This window comes from Pseudomonadota bacterium (assembly GCA_039193195.1).
Lineage (GTDB): Bacteria > Pseudomonadota > Gammaproteobacteria > Steroidobacterales > JBCBZW01 > JBCBZW01.
On record JBCCWS010000003.1, the window covers coordinates 15,671 to 32,616 of the forward strand.

Annotated in this window: 21 protein-coding genes; 9 read left to right on the forward strand and 12 right to left on the reverse strand. The window is 67.0% G+C overall.

The window, feature by feature from the left end:
• Positions 1 to 29 precede the first annotated feature (29 nt).
• Together AAGA68_04435 and AAGA68_04440 are read right to left on the reverse strand one after the other, a co-directional pair.
• Positions 30 to 1,484 (reverse strand): coniferyl aldehyde dehydrogenase, encoded by a 1,455-nt coding sequence (locus tag AAGA68_04435; GenBank protein MEM9384283.1) that lies wholly within the window; start codon positions 1,482 to 1,484, stop codon positions 30 to 32.
• A 157-nt stretch (positions 1,485 to 1,641) separates the two neighbouring features.
• Positions 1,642 to 2,628, reverse strand: a complete 987-nt coding sequence (locus AAGA68_04440; protein ID MEM9384284.1) for a hypothetical protein — start codon at positions 2,626 to 2,628, stop codon at positions 1,642 to 1,644.
• Positions 2,629 to 2,817: 189 nt separating this feature from the next.
• Here AAGA68_04440 and AAGA68_04445 point away from each other — a divergent pair, with 189 nt between their 5' ends.
• Positions 2,818 to 4,032, forward strand: a complete 1,215-nt coding sequence (locus AAGA68_04445) for a GGDEF domain-containing protein (GenBank protein ID MEM9384285.1) — start codon at positions 2,818 to 2,820, stop codon at positions 4,030 to 4,032.
• On the opposite strand, the gene AAGA68_04450 is transcribed toward AAGA68_04445, so the two are convergent.
• Together AAGA68_04450 and AAGA68_04455 are read right to left on the reverse strand one after the other, a co-directional pair.
• Positions 4,029 to 4,565: a DUF4199 domain-containing protein gene (locus AAGA68_04450; GenBank protein ID MEM9384286.1), complete on the reverse strand. Its 537-nt coding sequence runs from the start codon at positions 4,563 to 4,565 to the stop codon at positions 4,029 to 4,031. The genes AAGA68_04445 and AAGA68_04450 overlap by 4 nt on opposite strands.
• 124 nt (positions 4,566 to 4,689) lie before the next feature.
• Positions 4,690 to 5,109, reverse strand: a complete 420-nt coding sequence (locus AAGA68_04455; GenBank protein ID MEM9384287.1) for a response regulator transcription factor — start codon at positions 5,107 to 5,109, stop codon at positions 4,690 to 4,692.
• 139 nt (positions 5,110 to 5,248) lie between these two features.
• Between AAGA68_04455 and AAGA68_04460 the strand changes: the two genes are divergently transcribed.
• Genes AAGA68_04460 through AAGA68_04480 form a run of 5 tightly spaced genes read left to right on the forward strand, consistent with a single transcriptional unit; the run spans position 5,249 to position 10,430 of the window.
• Complete coding sequence (locus AAGA68_04460; GenBank protein MEM9384288.1) at positions 5,249 to 6,160, forward strand: ABC transporter ATP-binding protein; 912 nt, start codon at positions 5,249 to 5,251, stop codon at positions 6,158 to 6,160.
• A complete protein-coding gene (locus AAGA68_04465; protein MEM9384289.1) occupies positions 6,157 to 6,894 on the forward strand; it encodes an ABC transporter permease in 738 nt (245 codons plus the stop codon). The genes AAGA68_04460 and AAGA68_04465 overlap by 4 nt, the downstream gene beginning before the upstream one ends.
• 18 nt (positions 6,895 to 6,912) lie before the next feature.
• Positions 6,913 to 8,703, forward strand: coding sequence for a CIA30 family protein (locus AAGA68_04470; protein ID MEM9384290.1), 1,791 nt, complete (start codon positions 6,913 to 6,915; stop codon positions 8,701 to 8,703).
• Between the two features lie 18 nt (positions 8,704 to 8,721).
• Positions 8,722 to 9,831, forward strand: a complete 1,110-nt coding sequence (locus tag AAGA68_04475) for a sensor histidine kinase (GenBank protein MEM9384291.1) — start codon at positions 8,722 to 8,724, stop codon at positions 9,829 to 9,831.
• Positions 9,828 to 10,430 (forward strand): response regulator transcription factor, encoded by a 603-nt coding sequence (locus AAGA68_04480; protein MEM9384292.1) that lies wholly within the window; start codon positions 9,828 to 9,830, stop codon positions 10,428 to 10,430. Before AAGA68_04475 ends, AAGA68_04480 begins: the two co-directional genes overlap by 4 nt.
• A 28-nt stretch (positions 10,431 to 10,458) precedes the next feature.
• On the opposite strand, the gene AAGA68_04485 is transcribed toward AAGA68_04480, so the two are convergent.
• Genes AAGA68_04485 through AAGA68_04495 form a run of 3 tightly spaced genes read right to left on the reverse strand, consistent with a single transcriptional unit; the run spans position 10,459 to position 11,433 of the window.
• Entirely contained in the window at positions 10,459 to 10,749 is a 291-nt protein-coding gene (locus AAGA68_04485; GenBank protein MEM9384293.1) for a hypothetical protein, read from the reverse strand.
• The gene (locus AAGA68_04490; GenBank protein ID MEM9384294.1) at positions 10,739 to 11,113 is read right to left on the reverse strand and encodes a hypothetical protein; all 375 of its coding nucleotides are present in this window, start codon (positions 11,111 to 11,113) and stop codon (positions 10,739 to 10,741) included. Before AAGA68_04490 ends, AAGA68_04485 begins: the two co-directional genes overlap by 11 nt.
• 11 nt (positions 11,114 to 11,124) lie before the next feature.
• A complete protein-coding gene (locus AAGA68_04495; protein MEM9384295.1) occupies positions 11,125 to 11,433 on the reverse strand; it encodes a GIY-YIG nuclease family protein in 309 nt (102 codons plus the stop codon).
• A gap of 148 nt (positions 11,434 to 11,581) precedes the next feature.
• Between AAGA68_04495 and AAGA68_04500 the strand changes: the two genes are divergently transcribed.
• Positions 11,582 to 12,406: an AraC family transcriptional regulator gene (locus tag AAGA68_04500; protein ID MEM9384296.1), complete on the forward strand. Its 825-nt coding sequence runs from the start codon at positions 11,582 to 11,584 to the stop codon at positions 12,404 to 12,406.
• A gap of 89 nt (positions 12,407 to 12,495) precedes the next feature.
• The gene (locus tag AAGA68_04505; protein MEM9384297.1) at positions 12,496 to 13,326 is read left to right on the forward strand and encodes a methyltransferase domain-containing protein; all 831 of its coding nucleotides are present in this window, start codon (positions 12,496 to 12,498) and stop codon (positions 13,324 to 13,326) included.
• Here AAGA68_04505 and AAGA68_04510 read toward each other — a convergent pair.
• Both AAGA68_04510 and AAGA68_04515 read right to left on the reverse strand, forming a co-directional pair.
• Positions 13,283 to 13,891 (reverse strand): adenylate kinase, encoded by a 609-nt coding sequence (locus tag AAGA68_04510; protein MEM9384298.1) that lies wholly within the window; start codon positions 13,889 to 13,891, stop codon positions 13,283 to 13,285. The two genes, AAGA68_04505 and AAGA68_04510, sit on opposite strands and share 44 nt — an antisense overlap.
• Entirely contained in the window at positions 13,884 to 14,561 is a 678-nt protein-coding gene (locus AAGA68_04515; GenBank protein MEM9384299.1) for a hypothetical protein, read from the reverse strand. Before AAGA68_04515 ends, AAGA68_04510 begins: the two co-directional genes overlap by 8 nt.
• Positions 14,562 to 14,724: 163 nt before the next feature.
• Between AAGA68_04515 and AAGA68_04520 the strand changes: the two genes are divergently transcribed.
• Positions 14,725 to 15,231, forward strand: a complete 507-nt coding sequence (locus tag AAGA68_04520; GenBank protein ID MEM9384300.1) for a TetR/AcrR family transcriptional regulator — start codon at positions 14,725 to 14,727, stop codon at positions 15,229 to 15,231.
• Here AAGA68_04520 and AAGA68_04525 read toward each other — a convergent pair.
• The 3 genes from AAGA68_04525 to AAGA68_04535 are packed head-to-tail and all read right to left on the reverse strand — an operon-like array spanning position 15,228 to position 16,852.
• The gene (locus AAGA68_04525; protein ID MEM9384301.1) at positions 15,228 to 16,052 is read right to left on the reverse strand and encodes a M48 family metallopeptidase; all 825 of its coding nucleotides are present in this window, start codon (positions 16,050 to 16,052) and stop codon (positions 15,228 to 15,230) included. The two genes, AAGA68_04520 and AAGA68_04525, sit on opposite strands and share 4 nt — an antisense overlap.
• Positions 16,053 to 16,061: 9 nt before the next feature.
• Positions 16,062 to 16,538 (reverse strand): heavy metal-binding domain-containing protein, encoded by a 477-nt coding sequence (locus tag AAGA68_04530; protein ID MEM9384302.1) that lies wholly within the window; start codon positions 16,536 to 16,538, stop codon positions 16,062 to 16,064.
• A complete protein-coding gene (locus AAGA68_04535) occupies positions 16,538 to 16,852 on the reverse strand; it encodes a YbjQ family protein (protein ID MEM9384303.1) in 315 nt (104 codons plus the stop codon). Before AAGA68_04535 ends, AAGA68_04530 begins: the two co-directional genes overlap by 1 nt.
• Between the last annotated feature and the right edge of the window lie 94 nt (positions 16,853 to 16,946).

The following is a 16,946-nucleotide window of genomic DNA, read 5'->3' on the forward strand; positions in this document are numbered from 1 at the left end:
GCGCTGAATCAACGTGGGTCTGCTGGCGGTTAGCGCTTCTTACGAAAGCGCGCGAACTGAAACGCCATGAACGCCTTGTACAGGCGGTTGCCCCATGGCGCAGCGATGAAGGCGATCGCGTCCAGCCGTCCTTTGCGGATTACGGGCTTGGCCTTTGAGAAGCTCAGGAAGCCCTCCTTGCCGTGGTAGTGCCCCATGCCTGAGGGGCCAACGCCGCCGAAAGGCATGTCGTCCACCACGCCTTGGCTCAACACATCGTTGAACGCAACACCCCCCGAATGGGTATGCGCCAACACGTGCTCACCGCGCGCCCGGTCCCAATCGAAGTAGTAGAGCGCGAGGGGTCGCGGCCGCGCGTTAACGTACGCGATTGCGTCGTCGAACTCGTCGTAGGGCACGAGCGGCAGGATGGGCCCGAAGATCTCCTCCTGCATCACCTGCATGTCGTCGCTCACTTGTTTGAGCAACGTCATGGGTACCTTACAGGTGCCCTCGAGAGACTCATTGCCAGGGTTGATGCCGATAACCTCGGCGCCCTTCGCCGCGGCGTCGCTCAGCAGGCCCTGCAGGCGATCGTGCTGGCGCTCGGTAATGATCGCCGTGTAGTCGCCGTTGCGGGCGAGCGTGGGGTAGTGCTTGCGCACAGCGGCTTCGTAGGCCTCAGCGAAGGCGTCCACCTGGTCGCGCGGGAGCAGCAGGTAGTCGGGGGCAATGCACACCTGGCCGGCGTTCAAGCCTTTGCCGAGGGCGATGCGTGCGGCGGCCTCCTCGATCGGGAACGACGGATGCACGATGGCCGGCGACTTGCCGCCGAGCTCCAAGGTGACGGGCGTGAGGTTCTCTGCCGCGGCGCGCATCACCACGCGGCCCACCTGCGTGGAGCCGGTGAACACGAGGTGATCGAAGGGTAGCTTAGTAAATTCAGTAGCCACCTCCACGCCGCCGGTAAACACCACCACTTCCTCATCGCTGAAGGCGCTGGCGAGCATCTCCTGCAGCATGGCACCGGTCTGCGGTGCGTACTCCGAGGTCTTGATCATCGCCCGGTTGCCGGCGGTGAAGGCGCTCACGAGCGGCGAGAGCGAGAGCAGCAGCGGGAAGTTCCACGGCACCACGATGCCGATCACGCCGAGCGGCTGAAAATGCACCTTGCTGGTGGACGGCGCGAGCATCAGCGGCGTCTCGCGCCGCGAGGGCCGCATCCACCCGCGCACGTGCTTGCGGTTGTGGGCGATGCCCTGGAGCACGGGCAGCAGCTCCATGAGCAGGGTCTCGGCGGCAGGGCGGCTGCCGAAGTCGGCCTCGACGGCGGCGACCAGGCGGTCCTTGTAGTCGAGCACGGCGTTGTGCAGACGATCTAGGCGGTCGATACGCTCGCGGGCCGTGGGTGCGGGCTGGCGCGCGTAGGCCGCGCGGACGTGACGTAACGTGTCCGTGAGTTGCTGCGCGCTCGGGTCGGCGCGGTGCGAAGCGTCGTAGGGCATGGGAGCACCTCCTTGATGCAGCGCAAGGTACCAAAAAGCGCTGCCGCCTGCTGGCTAGAGGTGTCGGTTCGCCCTTTCGGGAATCGAGGGCGATGGCCGGGGATGGCCATCGCCCTCGCGCTAGCGTCGATAGCGTCGCCCTACGGGGCGATGCCGATCAGTGGTAGCGGGCCTCCTGGGCGGCGGCGGGGATGCTGCCGACCACCACTTGCAAGGTGATGTCGCCGCTCGAGATGGCGAGACCCGCATCGCTGCAGTTCCAGGCGCCATTGATCAGCGGCGCGTTGGCGCTGCCGCCCGCCGTCAGGTTGCGGCACACGGTGATCAGGCCGTCCACGCCGGTGGTGGAGCCGCCGACGTCGCAGGGTTGGCCGCCACAGGCGGCGACGCCCACCACGATCTGCAGCACGCGCTCGCCAGCATTGCCGGTGAGGCCAGCCGCGGAGCAGTCCCAGCTCGTGCCGTCGGCAGAGGGCGCGGTCACGGACTGGCCGCTGACGAGGTTGCGGCAGATGGTCTGAATCACGCTTACGCCCTGCGCCGTGCCAGCGATGGGATCCGCCGCCACTTCATCGAGCACCAGTGCGGCGCCGATGATGTTGCTCGGCGTGTCGGCGGCCTGGGTGTTGGGGCCTAGGGACGCCAGGGCGGAGTCGCCGGGGGCGCCGAAGTTGGTGCAGAACATCATGGCGCGGCACACCTGCAGCTCGGCCACCGTTTGTTCGCCGCCGCTCGCATCCGCCGTAAGGCCTTCGCTCAGATCACCGTTGAGGCCTGTGGTGCCGAGCAGGGCGATGAGGTCTTGGGCGGGAGTGAAGTTGGCGGGCGTGAAGTCGTTGGCGAAGTCGATAGGGCCTTCGGTGGTGATGTCGACGATGCCGCCGTTTTGCCACAGGGCCTCGACTTCGGCGTTGGTCGCAAAGCGAAAGCCCTCGTAGGTGCCGCCCGGGCCAAGCTGGGCGGAGACGTCGTCGAAGCTTAGCCCCAAGGTGACGGACCAATCGAGCCAGCGCAGGCCCGTGTCCGTATCGAGGGTGATCGTGTCGGTGCCGAAGTCGCTGTCTTCGGACACCAGATCGGCTTGCGCCGTGACGGCGGCCAGCACGAGTGCACAGGCGGTAACGCCCCTGTTTACATATCGCATTTCATCGCTCCCTGATGATGTTGTTCTCGGGTGTGGTCCAAACGCCTTTTGTTCGGTGCAGTCTAGCATTCGCGTGTAGCAATCGAGGGGCATCGCCGCACGTGATCTGGTGCTCAGTTCCGGTGTCCCTCACGTTCCTCGCAAACCGGACCGCGGTGATCCAAGAGCGGATCCGCTAGCGTGGCGACGATGGCCGAACCCTCTCCTCAATCCGTCGACGACCTGTTGCAGGAAAGCGCAGATGACGCGCACGAGCGCGAGCAGCAAGCGATCCTCGGCATGCTCTATCGCAATCACCGCTCGGCGGCGGTGGTGATGATGCTCAACAGCACCGTCACCGCGTACCTTCTGGGCGTGCTGCAGGGTCTCACGAACGTGCTCGGGTGGTGGGCCCTCGGCGTGGCGCTCTGCGTGGCTCGCTTCTCCCTCAGCACCTTGTACTCGCGCCACGGTAACCGCTTGCAGCCGGCGCGCTGGGCACTGATCGCCGCCGCGAACTCCCTCGCCTTTGGCCTGCACATCGCCTACCTCAACCTGTGTTGCTTCGGGCAGGCAGAGCCTGCAGGGCAGATCGCCATCGCTGTGCTGACGGCGGGCACCATCGCGGGCGCCACGATTGCGGGCGCCACCTACCTGCCCTGCTTCATCGCCTTCTCGGTGCCAGCGGCCATCGCCTGCGCGATTGCCTTTGCCGCCGAGCTCGGTCCTAGCGGTCCTGGCCTGGTGGTCTTCGTCGTCGTGTACGTCGGCATGATGTTCTTGTCCACCAAACGCATCAATCAGCTCATTCGAAAGAACGTGCGCCTCTCCGTCGCCCTGTATCGCCAGGCGCGGCGGGATCCCCTGGTGGACGTCGCCAATCGCCTGGAATTTCATCGTCGCACTGACGAGGCCGCTGCGGTGGCGCGCGCGAGCGGGGAAAACGCGGCAATCATCTTCATCGATGTCGACCATTTCAAGCACCTGAACGATACGTACGGACACGCCACCGGCGATCAGGCACTGCTCGCGATGGCGGAGGGCTTGAGCCGCGCCCTGCGGCCCGGGGATTTGGTCGCGCGCCTGGGGGGAGACGAGTTCGTGGTGTTCCTGTTCCCAGCGAGCCGCGAGGCGGCGTTGACGGCAGCCCACAAGGCCTTGGCGGCGGTGCGTCGCATCCGCCTCGACGGCGGCGGTGAGGAACCGCGGCACGTGACCGCCAGCATTGGCGTGGCCTACACGCGTGGCGGCTTTCGATCGACGGAAGACTTGCTCTCCCGGGCCGATGCCGCCGTGTACCTCGCGAAAGAGCGTGGCCGGGATCGGCTCGAGTCACTGCCCTTGCCCGGACCAGACGACGATGACGGCGCATCGATCACCGATGCACCGTCGTCTTGCGCCGCGGCGTCCCGCGCTTCCCCCTAAGCTGGCTGCTGCGCGGGCAGCACCTCGGGGTTGCGCAGCACGCCTGCGGAGATCAGGGCGATGATCAACCCCACGGGAAAGATCTCCGTAAACGTCACGGGGATACGGAAGAGCGGATTCAAGTACTGCTGCTCGAAGGCCCGCAAGCGTTCCACCTCAGCGGCCAACGCCTCCTCGCTCAAGCCGGCCGCCCGCTTCTCCTCGATGAGCCCGGCGGTGTACTCGCTGGCGAAGGCGTAGTCCGTCATGACCAGGTACGCCTCCCAGGCGACCACGTAAGCGACGCCGGCGACCGCCGCGATCCCCGCACCCACGGCGAGGGCTGGCCAGAAGCGAATCACGCCGCCGAGCTCCCGATCGCGGTAAGTCTTCACGCCGAGGAAGATCATGGACAGGGCCACAAGCATTACCAGGTAGCCGAAGACAGCCCCGGCAAAGAACCCTTCGCTGCTGGACAGCACGTGGCCGAGGATCATGGTGAGAATGACGATGAGCCCAGAGACCGAGCCGTACTTGATGATGATGCGAAGCATTGGAGTCTCCTCTCCCTGGCGAGCAACTAGCGATAGGCAAAGCGTGACTCCTCGCGCACCCACGGCACCATCACCCAAAGGGGTGATCACCGTCAAATCAGCGGCTTAACTTGTGTGAATCGCCCTAACGGATGAGGGCCAGGGTGCGTGCTTTGCTCACCGCCTGCGTACGCCGACCCACCTCGAGCTTGCCGTACAGACGCGCCACGTGGGTCTTCACGGTGTTTGGGGAAAGGGAGAGCTGGCGGGCGATCTCCTTGTTTGTCAGCCCATCGGCGAGCAATTGGAGCACGGCGTACTCACGCTCGGTGATACCCAAGGAAGTCAGGGCCGCGTCGTTGCGCTCGAAGGCCGAGGCCCCAGCGCGGCGTCCCTGAGTCAAGCGGATACCCACCCACACGCCGAGGGCGGCGAAGGCCACCGCGATAACCACGATGTAAACCTCGCGGGGAAAGACTCGCGCCACGTAGCGGTACTCAAACCACTCGAGCGCGAAGGTGGCCAGGGCGAGCAGCAGGGCGTACAGCAGAATCGTTCGAAACATCACGCGGATGATCGCGAGCTCCCCCTGGGTGCGTCAAACGCCCCGTGACAAATGTCACCCCTGCGATCTGCCCTTTGGCGGTAGTGACCGAGAACGCCCCCGTCGAGAATGCATCTCAGGTTTGAAGGGAGGACACGAGTTGACCGCCGACGTTGCCATCCACGCGCGCACCTTGCGCAAGCGCTACGGCGCCCACGAGGCTCTGCGGGGCGTCGACCTGGACCTCGACCCCGGTCAGATCTGCACCGTCCTCGGCCCGAACGGCGCCGGCAAGACGACGCTGATTCAGTGCGCCCTGGGACTGATCAAACCCAACGCCGGCGAGATCGCCCTGTTCGGCGAGCGCGCGGGATCACTGGCAGCTCGGCGCCTCAGCGGTGTTATGCTGCAGGACACGGACCTACCGGATTTGCTAACAGGGCGGGAGCAGCTAACCCTGCAGGCGAGCTACTTCCCGACGCCGCGTACCCTCGAGGCGCTGATCGACGAGACAGACATCGGGGCCTTCGTCGACCAGCGCTACAAGACCCTGTCCGGCGGCCAGAAGCGGCGCGTCCAGTTCGCCATGGCGCTGGTCGGACGCCCGCGCGTGCTCTTCCTCGACGAACCCACCACGGGACTCGACAGGGATGCGCGCAAGACCGTGTGGGAGGGCATTCGACGCCTGACGGTGCAGGGCACGACGGTGGTCCTCACCACCCATTACCTCGAAGAAGCAGACGCTCTGGCCGACCGGGTGGTGGTCCTAAACCACGGCCTGGTGATCGCCGCCGACGACGACGCCGGCGTGCGCGCTCGCGTCGGCGGCGCGCTCATACGCTGCAGCACCACCCTGGACACCGCCACCCTCGGCGCGTTGCCCGCGGTACGGCACGTGAGCGGACACGGACGCCTGGTGGAACTGCTCAGCGACGATACGCCCAAGACCCTCGCCGCCCTGCTCGCCGTGGATCCGGCACCCGGGGAACTCACCGTGCGCAAGCCCTCTCTGGAAGAGGCCTTCTCCGTGCTCACGGGAACGTCCGATGACACGCTGGAGGCGCGTGCATGAGCCTATCCACCCGAGCCTTGCTCAACGAGATCGGTGCCGAACTTACCAAGTCCCTACGCGCCCCGGAGTTCGTCCTCCCGACGCTGCTCATGCCGACCACCTTTTACCTGCTATTCGGCGTGATGCTGTCCCAATCGGGCGGCGCGGCGGCCTACCTACTCGCCACCTACGGCGTGTTCGCCGTGATGGGCCCCTCCCTGTTCGGCTTTGGTGCAGGCGTGGCCAGCGAACGCGAGCGCGGCTGGCTTTCCTTGAAGCGAACGGCGCCCGTGCCTGGCTACCTCTATGTGGTGGCGCGCCTGGCGGCCACCGTCCTGTTCGGGGCCCTAGCGCTCCTCCCGCTCTACGCCGCCGCTGGGTTCGCGGGCGACGTCACCCTCGCGCGCAGCGACTGGGCGCTGCTGCTTCTGTGTCACGTGCTGGCGGTGGTGCCCTTCTCCCTGCTCGGGCTCGCGATCGGCTTTACCTTCGGCGCCAACGCCGCCGTGGCCATCGCCAACCTGGCCTTCCTCGGCCTCGCCGTGTTGGGCGGTCTGTGGTTCCCCGCCTCCATGTTTCCCGACGGCTTGCGCGCGGTTGGCCAGGCCCTGCCCTCCTATCACCTGGCGGAGGTCGCCCTGGCGGTGGTGCGCCCAGACCCGACCCGCAAGGTGCTCCCACACATCGCGATCATCGCCCTCACCACCGGCGTGCTCGGCGCGCTGGCGGCCTGGCGTTGGTCGCGCCAGCGCTAGCTCCCGTAGGAAATCACTATGCTCGCACGCAACCTAGTGCTGGCGCTGGCAGGCATCATCGGCAGCTTCATCGTCCTGATCCTGCTGCTCCCCACGCCGAGCGACACGCTCGACGCGGCCACCTCCTTGGTGATCGACGACGTGCGCTACTTCGATGGCGAGCGCCTTGTCGGCCCCACCCGCCTGGTGCTGGCCGGTGGGCAAATCGCCGCCATCGGCGCACACGCTCGAGCGCCGGCGGGCGCCCCGCACCTCGATGGCGAGGGCCTCACGGCCCTGCCCGGCCTGATCGACGCCCACGTGCACACCTACGGCACCTCCCGACGCGATGCCCTGCGTTTCGGGGTGACGACCGTGCTCGACATGTTCACCGACCCGATGAACCTGCTGGGCGCACGCGAGTCTCGCGACGCCTACGGCGCCGCTGACGCCGCCGCCCTGTTCAGCGCCGGCATGTTGGCGACCGTCGAAGGCGGCCACGGCACCCAGTTCCCCGTCCCCGTGGAGACGCTGCAAGACTCGAGCGAGGCAACGGCGTGGGTCGCCGCCCGCGTCGCCGAGGGGTCCGATTACATCAAGCTCGTCTACATGCCCGACTGGCCGGGGCGTGCGAGCCTCGACTTCGCCACTGCCAGTGCGATCATCGACGCGGCTCACGCCGCGGGCTTGAAGGCTGTCGCTCACATCGCCACCCAAAAAGACGCGCGCGCGTTGCTCGGCGCGGGCATCGACGGGTTCGTGCACATCTTCGCCGACTCGATCGTGGACGATGAGTTCTTGCGCGAGGCGCGCGAACGCGGCGTCTTCATCGTGCCCACACTCGCCATCATCGCCACGGCCAGCGGCCAGTCCACGGGCCCTGGGTTGCTCGAGCACCCCGAGCTCGGCGAACGGGTGGACGCGCTGGCGCGCGTAAACCTACGCCAAACCTTCGGTAACGTCCGCTCGCCGATCTTCGACCTGGACAAGGCGCTCACCAACGTGCGTCGCCTGCACGAAGCGGGCGTGCCCATCCTCGCCGGCTCCGACGCGCCCAACCCGGGCACGGCTCACGGCATCAGCGTGCACGGTGAGCTGCGCCTACTCGTGCGTGCCGGCCTCTCGCCGGCGGCAGCGATCGCCGCCGCCACCCACGTGGCCGCGGAGCAGTTCGGTCTCGAAGGGCGCGGGCGTATCGCCGAAGGCGCACGCGCGGACTTGCTGCTGATCAGCGGTGACCCCTTGGTGAGCATCGAGGCCACGGCGGATATCCGCACGGTGCTGCGCAACGGCTTCTTCTCGGGCGACGCCTTGCCACCGGCCGGCGAGAGTATGCGCCTAGCGGGCGCTCTGAGCGACTTCGATACCGGTCTCAACGGACCCTCGGGCCTCAGCTGGACGGCGACCAGCGATGCGTTGATGGGGGGCACGTCCAAGGCGCAAATCAACCTGCTCGACGGGGACGAGGCGGGCCGCGGCGGCACCCTCGCCGTGCAGGCGACGGTGACGCGCGCCTTCCCATACCCCTGGGCCGGCGCCTTCCTCGCCTTCGGCGGGCCGGATCAGTCCGCCGACCTCACGGCAATCTCGGCCGTGCGCTTCGCCGTACGCGGCACCCCTGCACGCTATAGACTGATGATGTTCGAACAGGGCGTGCGAACACCGCCCACGGTGGTCTTCACCGTGGGCGAGCAGTGGCGCGAGGTGCAGATTCCGCTAGCGGACTTCGCGGGTTTCACCGCCACGCGCTTTATCGGCATGGCCTTCGTCAGTCCGGACGCGGCCGGCGAGTACACCTTCGCCCTCGACGACGTACAGCTGGTGCCTTGAGCACGCCGGAGCCTTGCGATGAGCCCTGAGGACGACCCGCAGACCGACGACGACGAACCGCGCCTTTGGCGCATGTTCAATCTGGTCTACCTACTGTTCTACTTCACCGGCTGGCTGTGGCGAGCGCCGCAGGCGATCGATCTCATCGTCGCCGCGGTGGCCATCGCCATCTTCCTGCCGGTCTATTTCCGCGCCTACGAGTGCAGCCATCGTGGTGCCTTGATTTACATTGCCATCATGGAGGGCTTGGCCTGGGCCACGGCAGGCTACGCGGGGATCCACGGCGTCTTCCACACCTACGCCTGCGTGCAGGCCGCCTTCCAGCGCCCGCGGCGCCGCGGCATGCTGGTGATCGGCGTGCTGAGCGTCGCTTACGGCGCCTTCGCTCTCGCCACGCGCCAGCCCTACCTGGCCGTGTTCTTCAACCTCGCGTTCGGCATCATCATCGGCATCGCCTGCACGGCAACGGCGGAGAGCATAGAACGCGAGCGCAAGCTCAAACGCACTCAGGTGCTCGAGCGCCAGCAGGCCACGCTCGCCGAACGCGAGCGCATCGCCCACGAGCTGCACGACCTCCTCGGCCACACGCTCACGATGGTGGCGCTGAAGGCCGAGGTGGCCGCCAAGCTCCTGCAGCGCGACCCCGAGCGCGCTGGCGATGAGATGCGTGAGGTGGCCTCAGCCGCGCGCAGCGCCCTGAGCGAGATCCGCGCGGCGGTGTACGACATGACCGCCACCTCCGTGGAGTCGGAGATCGACCGCGCGCGCCTGGCACTCGATGCGGCCGGCGTCGACCTCGAGATCCGCGGCGACGTGCCGCGCACGCTCGGCCCCACGCTCGGCAAAACCCTAGGACTCAGCATCCGCGAAGCCACCACCAATATCGTGCGCCATTCCCAGGCGAGCGCCGCGCGGATCGAGCTTGAACAGGCGGAAGATAGGGTCGAGTTGGTGGTGGCGGACAACGGCGTCGGCACGGCGAGTACGCGCGAGGGCGCGGGCTTGAGTGGCTTGCGCAATCGCGTGGAGGCGCTCGGCGGCGACGCGCAGATCGAGCGCGAAGGGGGGATGCAGATTCGCATTCGCCTGCCGCTCACGCCGCTCGGTGAGTCGGGAGGCATCGCATGATTCGCGTCCTCATCGCCGAGGACCAGGCCATGCTGCGCGGCGCCTTGGCCACCCTTCTCTCACTGGAGGAGGATATCGAGGTGGTCGCGGAGGCGAGCGATGGCACCGAGGCGATCGACGCGGTTCGGCGCCTGCGTCCCGACGTGCTGATCACGGACATCGAGATGCCCGGTCACAGCGGCATCGAACTCGCGGAGATGATCCGCGAGGCACGCTTGCCTACGCGGGTGCTGATCGTCACTACCTTCTCACGCCCGGGTTATCTGCAGCGGGCCCTCAATGCGGACGTGGCCGGATACGTGCTGAAGGACGCCTCGAGCGATGCGCTGGCGGGCGCTGTACGCGCGGTGCATCGGGGGGAGCGGCACGTGCCCTCAGAGCTTGCCGAACTCGCCTGGACCACCCCAGACCCGCTGACCGATCGGGAACGTCAGGTGCTGCAGCTGGCGGAAGCGGGCCTGCAGAACAAGCAAATCGCCGCCGAGCTCGGCTTGAGCGCTGGCACCGTGCGCAACTATCTGGCGGATGCAATGGACAAGTTGCAGGCAAGCAACCGAGTGGAGGCGTTTCGCACGGCGCGGGATCTGGGCTGGCTGTAAGGCGCCAGCGCGCGGCCCGGCGGGCGCTTCATGAGCGCCGGATGCGCACCACGTTCATCACGTCCATACTAATCCCCGCCACCTCGAGCTTAGCGGGATAGTAGGTGAGGTCTACGCGTGCGCCTTTGAGATCGCGATAGCGCTTCTTGCGCTTGTAGCGAAAGGGAGTCGCACAATCCTCGATCATCAGCGTGTTGATCAGCCACTCCCCTTCCTGACGCTGCGTGTGCGAGAGCACCTTCTTGTGCTGCGAATGCACCAGCTGCTGATGCTGCTCGAGCAGCTTGGACACCGTTTTCGGGGGGGAATCAGGATCCATCCGTGGGCTCTCCCTCTAGTTCCGCTAGGAAGCGTTGCGCAAGCTGGGCTGCGCTTGCGCGGTGCTCGACACCGAGATCGCTCCATTGTCGGCAGTACCAACAGATACGTACCGCGGGGGAACGCTCGTCTTCTGGCTCGCCCAGCTTCCCGCGCAGCGCCAGTATCTGCACGCCTAGGGCCACCAAGCGCTCCGTCGTCTTATCCGTCGAATGCTTGAGTTCGGGGTGGGGGTTGAAGGGCGATACGCAGAAAACCAGATCATTCTCGCCGCGCGCTGCGTTGGGCAGATGTTCTAGCAACCCTGCTTTGAGCTGCGCTTCCAAAGCGTCTAGGCGAGCGTAGAGCTTTCGCTTCGCCACCATGGCCACTCTCCCTAGGGGGCCGCGACCAAGACCGCGAGTTCGCGCTGCAGGGTGGCCTCGCTGGCCAGCATCGCCAACTTGCGCGCGCGAGGCAGGCGCTTTACGCGCGACTCGAGGCGCAGGGCGGCAGAGCGCGAACCGGCCGGTGCGTAGGTGACTAGCGTCAGGGGACCGCGGCCGCGCAGGAACCTCGCCGTGCGCGGGCCGTTTGCCTGGTGCTCCGCAAAGCGACGGGCCACATCGGTGGCGATCCCCGTGTAGATCTCATCGCTGGCGCATCGCACGAAGTAGATGAACCAGATGCTGTTAGCCAAAGTCACGTGCCCTCCTGATCCGCGTAGCTTCGCGCCCTTGCGAAGGCGATGCCGTGGTCTGCTTATGGTAGCGCCCCGGAGCGTCCCCACGCACGCTCGTAAGGAGCGGCGCTGCGATCCTCGGTCCTTACCATCGGTGGTAACGTGTCTGCCCATGAAACAAGTGCACGAGTTTCGCGTCCAACGACATCCTGCGCTCGGCATCGAGATCGTTTGCGCGCGCAGCGCACGGCGCTTCGATCGGCACACGCACGAGCAATTCGGCATCGGTATCGTGACCGAGGGCGCGCAGCGCTCGGCCAGCTGTGCCGGCCAGGTCGAAGCGCAACGGGGCGATGTGATCACCGTGCACCCGGCTGAGGTGCACGACGGCGCGTCCCTCGGCCCGCACGCCCGGGCATGGCAAATGCTCTACCTAGACCCTGACCTGGTCGCGGACATCGCCCTCGACCGCACGGAGGGCGCCGGCACGGACTACGAGTTCCGCTCGCCAGTCGTGCGCTCGCCCAACCTCTTCAGCCAGTGTGCGCAGGTGCTTGGGCAAGCGGCGACGGCGTCATCGTCCATCGCCCTGGAGTCGTTGCTCATCACCATCCTCGGCGACGCTCGGCGCTACCAGGATCGGGCGCCCTCGCAACACGGCGCCACGCCATCGCCGGGCATCGCCCGAGCGCTAAGTCTGATGCGCGATACGCCCGGTGCATCGATCAGTCTCGCCGAGCTCGCGCGCCAGGCTGACCTGAGCCGCCACCAGCTGATTCGCGGTGTGCGCGCGGCGACCGGGCTCACACCTCACGCGTACCTGGTGCAGTGTCGCGTGCACATGGCGCGCCGCTTGATTCGTGAGGGGGTGCCCCTGATCGACACCGCGCAGGCGTGCGGCTTCACCGATCAGAGCCACCTTAATCGCGCCTTTGTGCGTCGCTTCGGCCTTACCCCAGGCGCCTACGCCAAGGCCTCATCGGCGGCTCGCGCCTGAAGGCATCGCGCAACTTTCGTCCAAGACATCGCGCCTCGTGCCTGCTGAACTACGGCCAACCCCCCACCCTTGGCCGCGCAGGAGGCCCCATGGCGAACGACTACGTACACGGCTACGACGCCCAAGCGCACGGTCGACTGCGCGACCAAGCCGCCGCCCTCGCGCCCCTGCTGCATCCCCCGAGCGATCGCACCTTCGAGCCCACTAGCGATCTGTTGGAGATAGGCTGTGGCGTGGGCGCGCAGACTGCGCAGCTCATCGCTCGCCATCCCGGCATTCGCATCACGGCACTCGACGTCGACCCCGGATCGGTGGTCGCCGCACAGGCCTGGGCAACGGACGCCGGGCACGAGAACGTCACCTTCCGGACCGGTGATGTCTACGCACTGCCCTTTACCGATCGCACCTTCGACCACGTCTTCGTGTGTTTCCTGCTAGAGCACCTAGCTGATCCCGAAGGTGCTCTTCGGGCGCTCTCGAGGGTGCTCAAACCTGGCGGCACGATCACCGCGATCGAAGGCGACCACGGATCCGCGCGGTTCCACCCAGACAATGCCGACGCGCGGGCTGCCATCGACTGCCAGGTGGCCCTGCAGGCGCGGGCCGGCGGCGACGCCACGCTCGGTCGGCGCCTGTATCCGCTGCTGCGCAGAGCGGGACTCGACGAAGTGAGGGTCTCCCCCCGATTGGTGTACATCGACGGCAGCCGGCCCGCCCTGGCCGATGCATTCACGCGAAGCACCTTCACCGCCATGGTGGCCGCCGTACGTGGGCGAGCGCTTGGCGAGCGGTTGATCGACGCCCAGCGCTTTGACGCTGGAGTGCGCGCCCTGGAGCGCACGGCCGAGCAGGACGGCGTGTTCTGCTACACGTTCTTCAAGGCGACGGCGACGGTGCCATCTCGCGCACCCAGCGACTGATCTGCCGCGTGCCGCGCAGATGCACAAAACGGATATGGGCCCATCTGCAGTCTTCCATGAAGGCCTCCATCTCGCGCCGCTTACGCCCGTGTTGGGTGACGATCCACCACAGGAGAGATCGCTCCGCGCGCCACACCATAAGCTGGGGCCAAAACGCCTCCCGACAGGTGCCCCACAACAGCTCACCCGTGCGCCAACGGCGCCACGAGCGGCGCAACATGCGCCACACCAGCTGCGGCATAGGGAGATCCAGCCACACGACCGTGTCGAGACGCTCCCAGAAGACCCGTTGACTGAACTTAGTGTACGAGCCCGCCACAACCCATCGTTCCCCCTCGACGGCCGCAGCGATGCGCTGCTCGAAGAGGGCAGGGTCGGTGGCATTGAGGCCGATCCAACCGGGCAGCCAGTTCAGTGCGTCGAGTTCCACCAGCGGCACGTCGAGAGCCCTGGAGAGTTCGCTCGCGAGCGTGCTCTTGCCTGAGTTGCTGCTGCCGATCACGTGGACGCGCTGAAGCGAGCCTGGCGAAGCGGGCGCCGCAAGCGGTGCGTGCCGACTACTCATCCGCGCTGGCGTGCCAGGGCTGGCGCCATAGCCAGGCGGCGGCCGCGCACGCCCAACACCCCAGGATCACGACCACCAGGGTCATCCCGGCAACATCGAGTGACCAGACGCCGAAGGCAAGACCCAGGATCATGACGGCGCCGGCCAGGACACCCACTGCGCCGACCGTGCGGCCGAGGGCCGAGCGATTACCTAACGGCAGTATTGCCAGCCCCCACAGGACGATCGCGCCCCCGAAGGCGACGGTGCCAAGCTTGGCCAGCGCCTGGTTGGTCGAGTAGAGGGCGAGCAATACCGTGCGCAGGCCCTCGGCGCTGGGATCGATCCGCGACGCCAGCTCAGGCACCGCGAAGCCGGAGACGAGCGCGGCGCCAACATAGGCTGCGACGCCCAAGTGCAGGGCCAGCCGCGCCAGCGCTACGATGGCGCGTGAAGCGCCAAGCCAGCTGGACAGGACGCTGAAGCACCAATGGTAGAGCAGCACGAACAGGATCATCGCGCCGTGAATCAAGCCGTTGAGGCCCCGCTCGCGCTGGATTTCCGCCAACGCCTCTTCGATGGCATGAGCGCCGATCGTGGGGTGGTGGAGCATGGCGAACAGGGTCAGGACGGCGAGGGCGAGCAGGGTAATCGCCGCTGGACGGGGGTTTGGCAACCTCGGCTTGGACATGGGTGCGCTCCTGACTATCGAAGGGCCCCAATGCTGCGGGCTCCACGGTTCGTGCGCGAGCGCCAAACGTGGCCGAATGTCCGATAGCAGACACGAACGCCCAAGTGTCCGGAACCCTCCGCCCGCTATGGAGCGCGCCGGCAGTTCGTCGTAGCCTGCACCGATGACCGACAGCGATCCAGACAGCGCCGACCGCCGCGTGCGTCGCACGGAGCAGGCGATCGTCAGGGCCTTTCGCGATCTCGTGCTGTCGCGCCCCTACGATGACATTCGCGTCGCGGACATCGTCGAGGGAGCAGGCATCGGCCGATCCACCTTCTACGAGCACTATCGCAACAAGGACCAGGTGCTCACCCACACCATCTCCTGGCTGTTCGAAGCCCTCGCGGACGCCGCTGTCGGCAGCCCCGACCAGGGGCGCCTGCGCTTCGTGATGGAGCATTTCGATGCCCAGCGTCACCTCGCCCGCGCCCTGTTCCGCGACCGCCCCCTGCGACTGCTCACAGATCGTCTGGCGCAGCTGATCGAAGAGCGCGGTCCCGCGCCGCTGCGCGCCCGTGCCCTAGCGGCCGCCCAGCTGGAGATCCTCGCCACCTGGCTGTGCGATCGCCTGAGTGTCAGCCGCGATCAGGCGAGCGAAGCGCTCATCTTGCCCCTTGCCGGTCGCTAGTCCTCGGACCCGGCCCAAGGCAAGCGCGTGACCTCCCGGTCGCGTGCGTAGCCAGCTTCCTGAGCCAACGCGTCCAAGGCATCGATACGCGTTTGCGGCAGCGGGTGGGTGGCCGCGTACTTCTCGAGCAGCCCGCCCTCCCCGTCGCTATCACGGATACGCTCGAAGAAGCGCGTCGCCTCGGTGACGTGGCCGTAGGCGCCGTACACTAGGGTGAGGCCAAAGGCATCGGCGCGCTGCTCCTGGCGACGCCCGAACCCGCAATCGGCGAGCGTGGCCACGCTCAGGCCAAGGCCGCTCGAACCGTTGCTGATGGCCGCGAAGGTCAGCTGCAGCAGAACGCCCCGACCGAGCGCGCGCAGGTGATCGCGGTTGCGGAAGTGGCCGATTTCGTGACCCAACACGAACGCTAGCTCGTTCTCGGAGGTCACCTCATCCAGCAGCCCCGTGGTGACGAAGATGTAGCCGCCGGGCGCCGCTAGGGCGTTCGGGGCGTCCATCTCGAGCACGCCCACCTTGAAGTCGTAGGGCGCATCGGACCACTGCTCCGCCAGCCGCGCGGTGATCGCCCGGACCGCCTCCAGGCGAGGATCGTCCTGGGCATCCACGGTCTTGGCATCGCGCGGTGTCCACGCGGAGAACACGCGGGCCTCCACCGAGGGTGAGACCAAGGCCACGGCCAGATCCACCGCGAATAGCAGGGCGATCGCCCCGAGCAGAAACAGCAGCGACAGGCCCACCAATAGCGTGCCCGCCTCGACCAGCGGGTGGGTCTTGCTGACGTTGACCTCGACGTCGGGTTGGCGAGGAACGTGGCGCACGGAGGATGCTCAGCGGCGCTCGATGGCGGTGCCGAAGGCGAGCACTTCCACCCCTGCGGTCTGCTCCCCGTTGCCGGCCGTGCTGACCAGCCGAGAGGTTTGCAGGCGAACGTTGATCACGGCATCGAAACCGCTATCGCGCGCCTGCTCCACCATGCGCAAGACCGCTTCGCGCCGCGCCCGGTCGAGCAGAGGCTCGTAGGTCTTCACGCGCCCGCCGACGATGGCGCGAAGGCCAGCGATGACGCGCTTGAAGTAGTCGAGGGAGACCACGATGCTGGCGCTCTTGAGATCGCTGCGCACGACCTCCCAGCCCGCCGGCAGGGTGGCGAAGTTGACCACCGGAAAGCCCACCAGGGCACCCTCGCGCTCGCGCAGGCGGGCGAAGTGGCGGCGCTCGATCGTGCTCCCGACTAGAAAGGCGAGCACCAGTAGGATGAGAGGAACCCCGAAGGAGAACAGCAGCTCCCATGCCGCGGAGGACACTAGCGCACCTGCACGGCGGTGCCGTAGGCGAACAGCTCCGAGGCCCCCTGGGCGATAGAGCTGGTGGCGAAGCGAACGTTGATCACCGCGTTGGCGCCGACCGAGCGGGCTTGCTCGACCATTCGCGCGGTGGCCTCTTCGCGCGCCTCCTGCAGCAGTTCCGTATAGCCGGCTAACTCGCCACCGACGATGTTCTTGAACCCTGCCAGGATGTCGCGCCCGATGTTCTTCGCTCGCACCGTGTTACCGGACACCACGCCATAGAACTCCACGATCTCCCGACCGGGGACGAACTCCGTGTTGCTCAGGATCATCTCTGGCGGTGTCGAACTCATCGGGCTTACTCCTCGCTGACGGTGCTTGGTAGACGGGGCATGCACGCGCGAGCGCGATTGCCACACGAGCACG

What these genes read in the sequence shown, in the direction of transcription:
- AAGA68_04455 (MEM9384287.1), bottom strand. Translation starts at nt 5,109, where the DNA reads ATGTTTCGAACGATTCTGCTGTACGCCCTGCTGCTCGCCCTGGCCACC.
- AAGA68_04510 (MEM9384298.1), bottom strand. Translation starts at nt 13,891, where the DNA reads ATGAGTAGTCGGCACGCACCGCTTGCGGCGCCCGCTTCGCCAGGCTCG.
- AAGA68_04520 (MEM9384300.1), top strand. Translation starts at nt 14,725, where the DNA reads ATGACCGACAGCGATCCAGACAGCGCCGACCGCCGCGTGCGTCGCACG.
- AAGA68_04515 (MEM9384299.1), bottom strand. Translation starts at nt 14,561, where the DNA reads ATGTCCAAGCCGAGGTTGCCAAACCCCCGTCCAGCGGCGATTACCCTG.
- AAGA68_04445 (MEM9384285.1), top strand. Translation starts at nt 2,818, where the DNA reads ATGGCCGAACCCTCTCCTCAATCCGTCGACGACCTGTTGCAGGAAAGC.
- AAGA68_04535 (MEM9384303.1), bottom strand. Translation starts at nt 16,852, where the DNA reads ATGATCCTGAGCAACACGGAGTTCGTCCCCGGTCGGGAGATCGTGGAG.
- AAGA68_04485 (MEM9384293.1), bottom strand. Translation starts at nt 10,749, where the DNA reads ATGGATCCTGATTCCCCCCCGAAAACGGTGTCCAAGCTGCTCGAGCAG.
- AAGA68_04500 (MEM9384296.1), top strand. Translation starts at nt 11,582, where the DNA reads ATGAAACAAGTGCACGAGTTTCGCGTCCAACGACATCCTGCGCTCGGC.
- AAGA68_04505 (MEM9384297.1), top strand. Translation starts at nt 12,496, where the DNA reads ATGGCGAACGACTACGTACACGGCTACGACGCCCAAGCGCACGGTCGA.
- AAGA68_04465 (MEM9384289.1), top strand. Translation starts at nt 6,157, where the DNA reads ATGAGCCTATCCACCCGAGCCTTGCTCAACGAGATCGGTGCCGAACTT.
- AAGA68_04480 (MEM9384292.1), top strand. Translation starts at nt 9,828, where the DNA reads ATGATTCGCGTCCTCATCGCCGAGGACCAGGCCATGCTGCGCGGCGCC.
- AAGA68_04470 (MEM9384290.1), top strand. Translation starts at nt 6,913, where the DNA reads ATGCTCGCACGCAACCTAGTGCTGGCGCTGGCAGGCATCATCGGCAGC.
- AAGA68_04440 (MEM9384284.1), bottom strand. Translation starts at nt 2,628, where the DNA reads ATGCGATATGTAAACAGGGGCGTTACCGCCTGTGCACTCGTGCTGGCC.
- AAGA68_04435 (MEM9384283.1), bottom strand. Translation starts at nt 1,484, where the DNA reads ATGCCCTACGACGCTTCGCACCGCGCCGACCCGAGCGCGCAGCAACTC.
- AAGA68_04475 (MEM9384291.1), top strand. Translation starts at nt 8,722, where the DNA reads ATGAGCCCTGAGGACGACCCGCAGACCGACGACGACGAACCGCGCCTT.
- AAGA68_04490 (MEM9384294.1), bottom strand. Translation starts at nt 11,113, where the DNA reads ATGGTGGCGAAGCGAAAGCTCTACGCTCGCCTAGACGCTTTGGAAGCG.
- AAGA68_04450 (MEM9384286.1), bottom strand. Translation starts at nt 4,565, where the DNA reads ATGCTTCGCATCATCATCAAGTACGGCTCGGTCTCTGGGCTCATCGTC.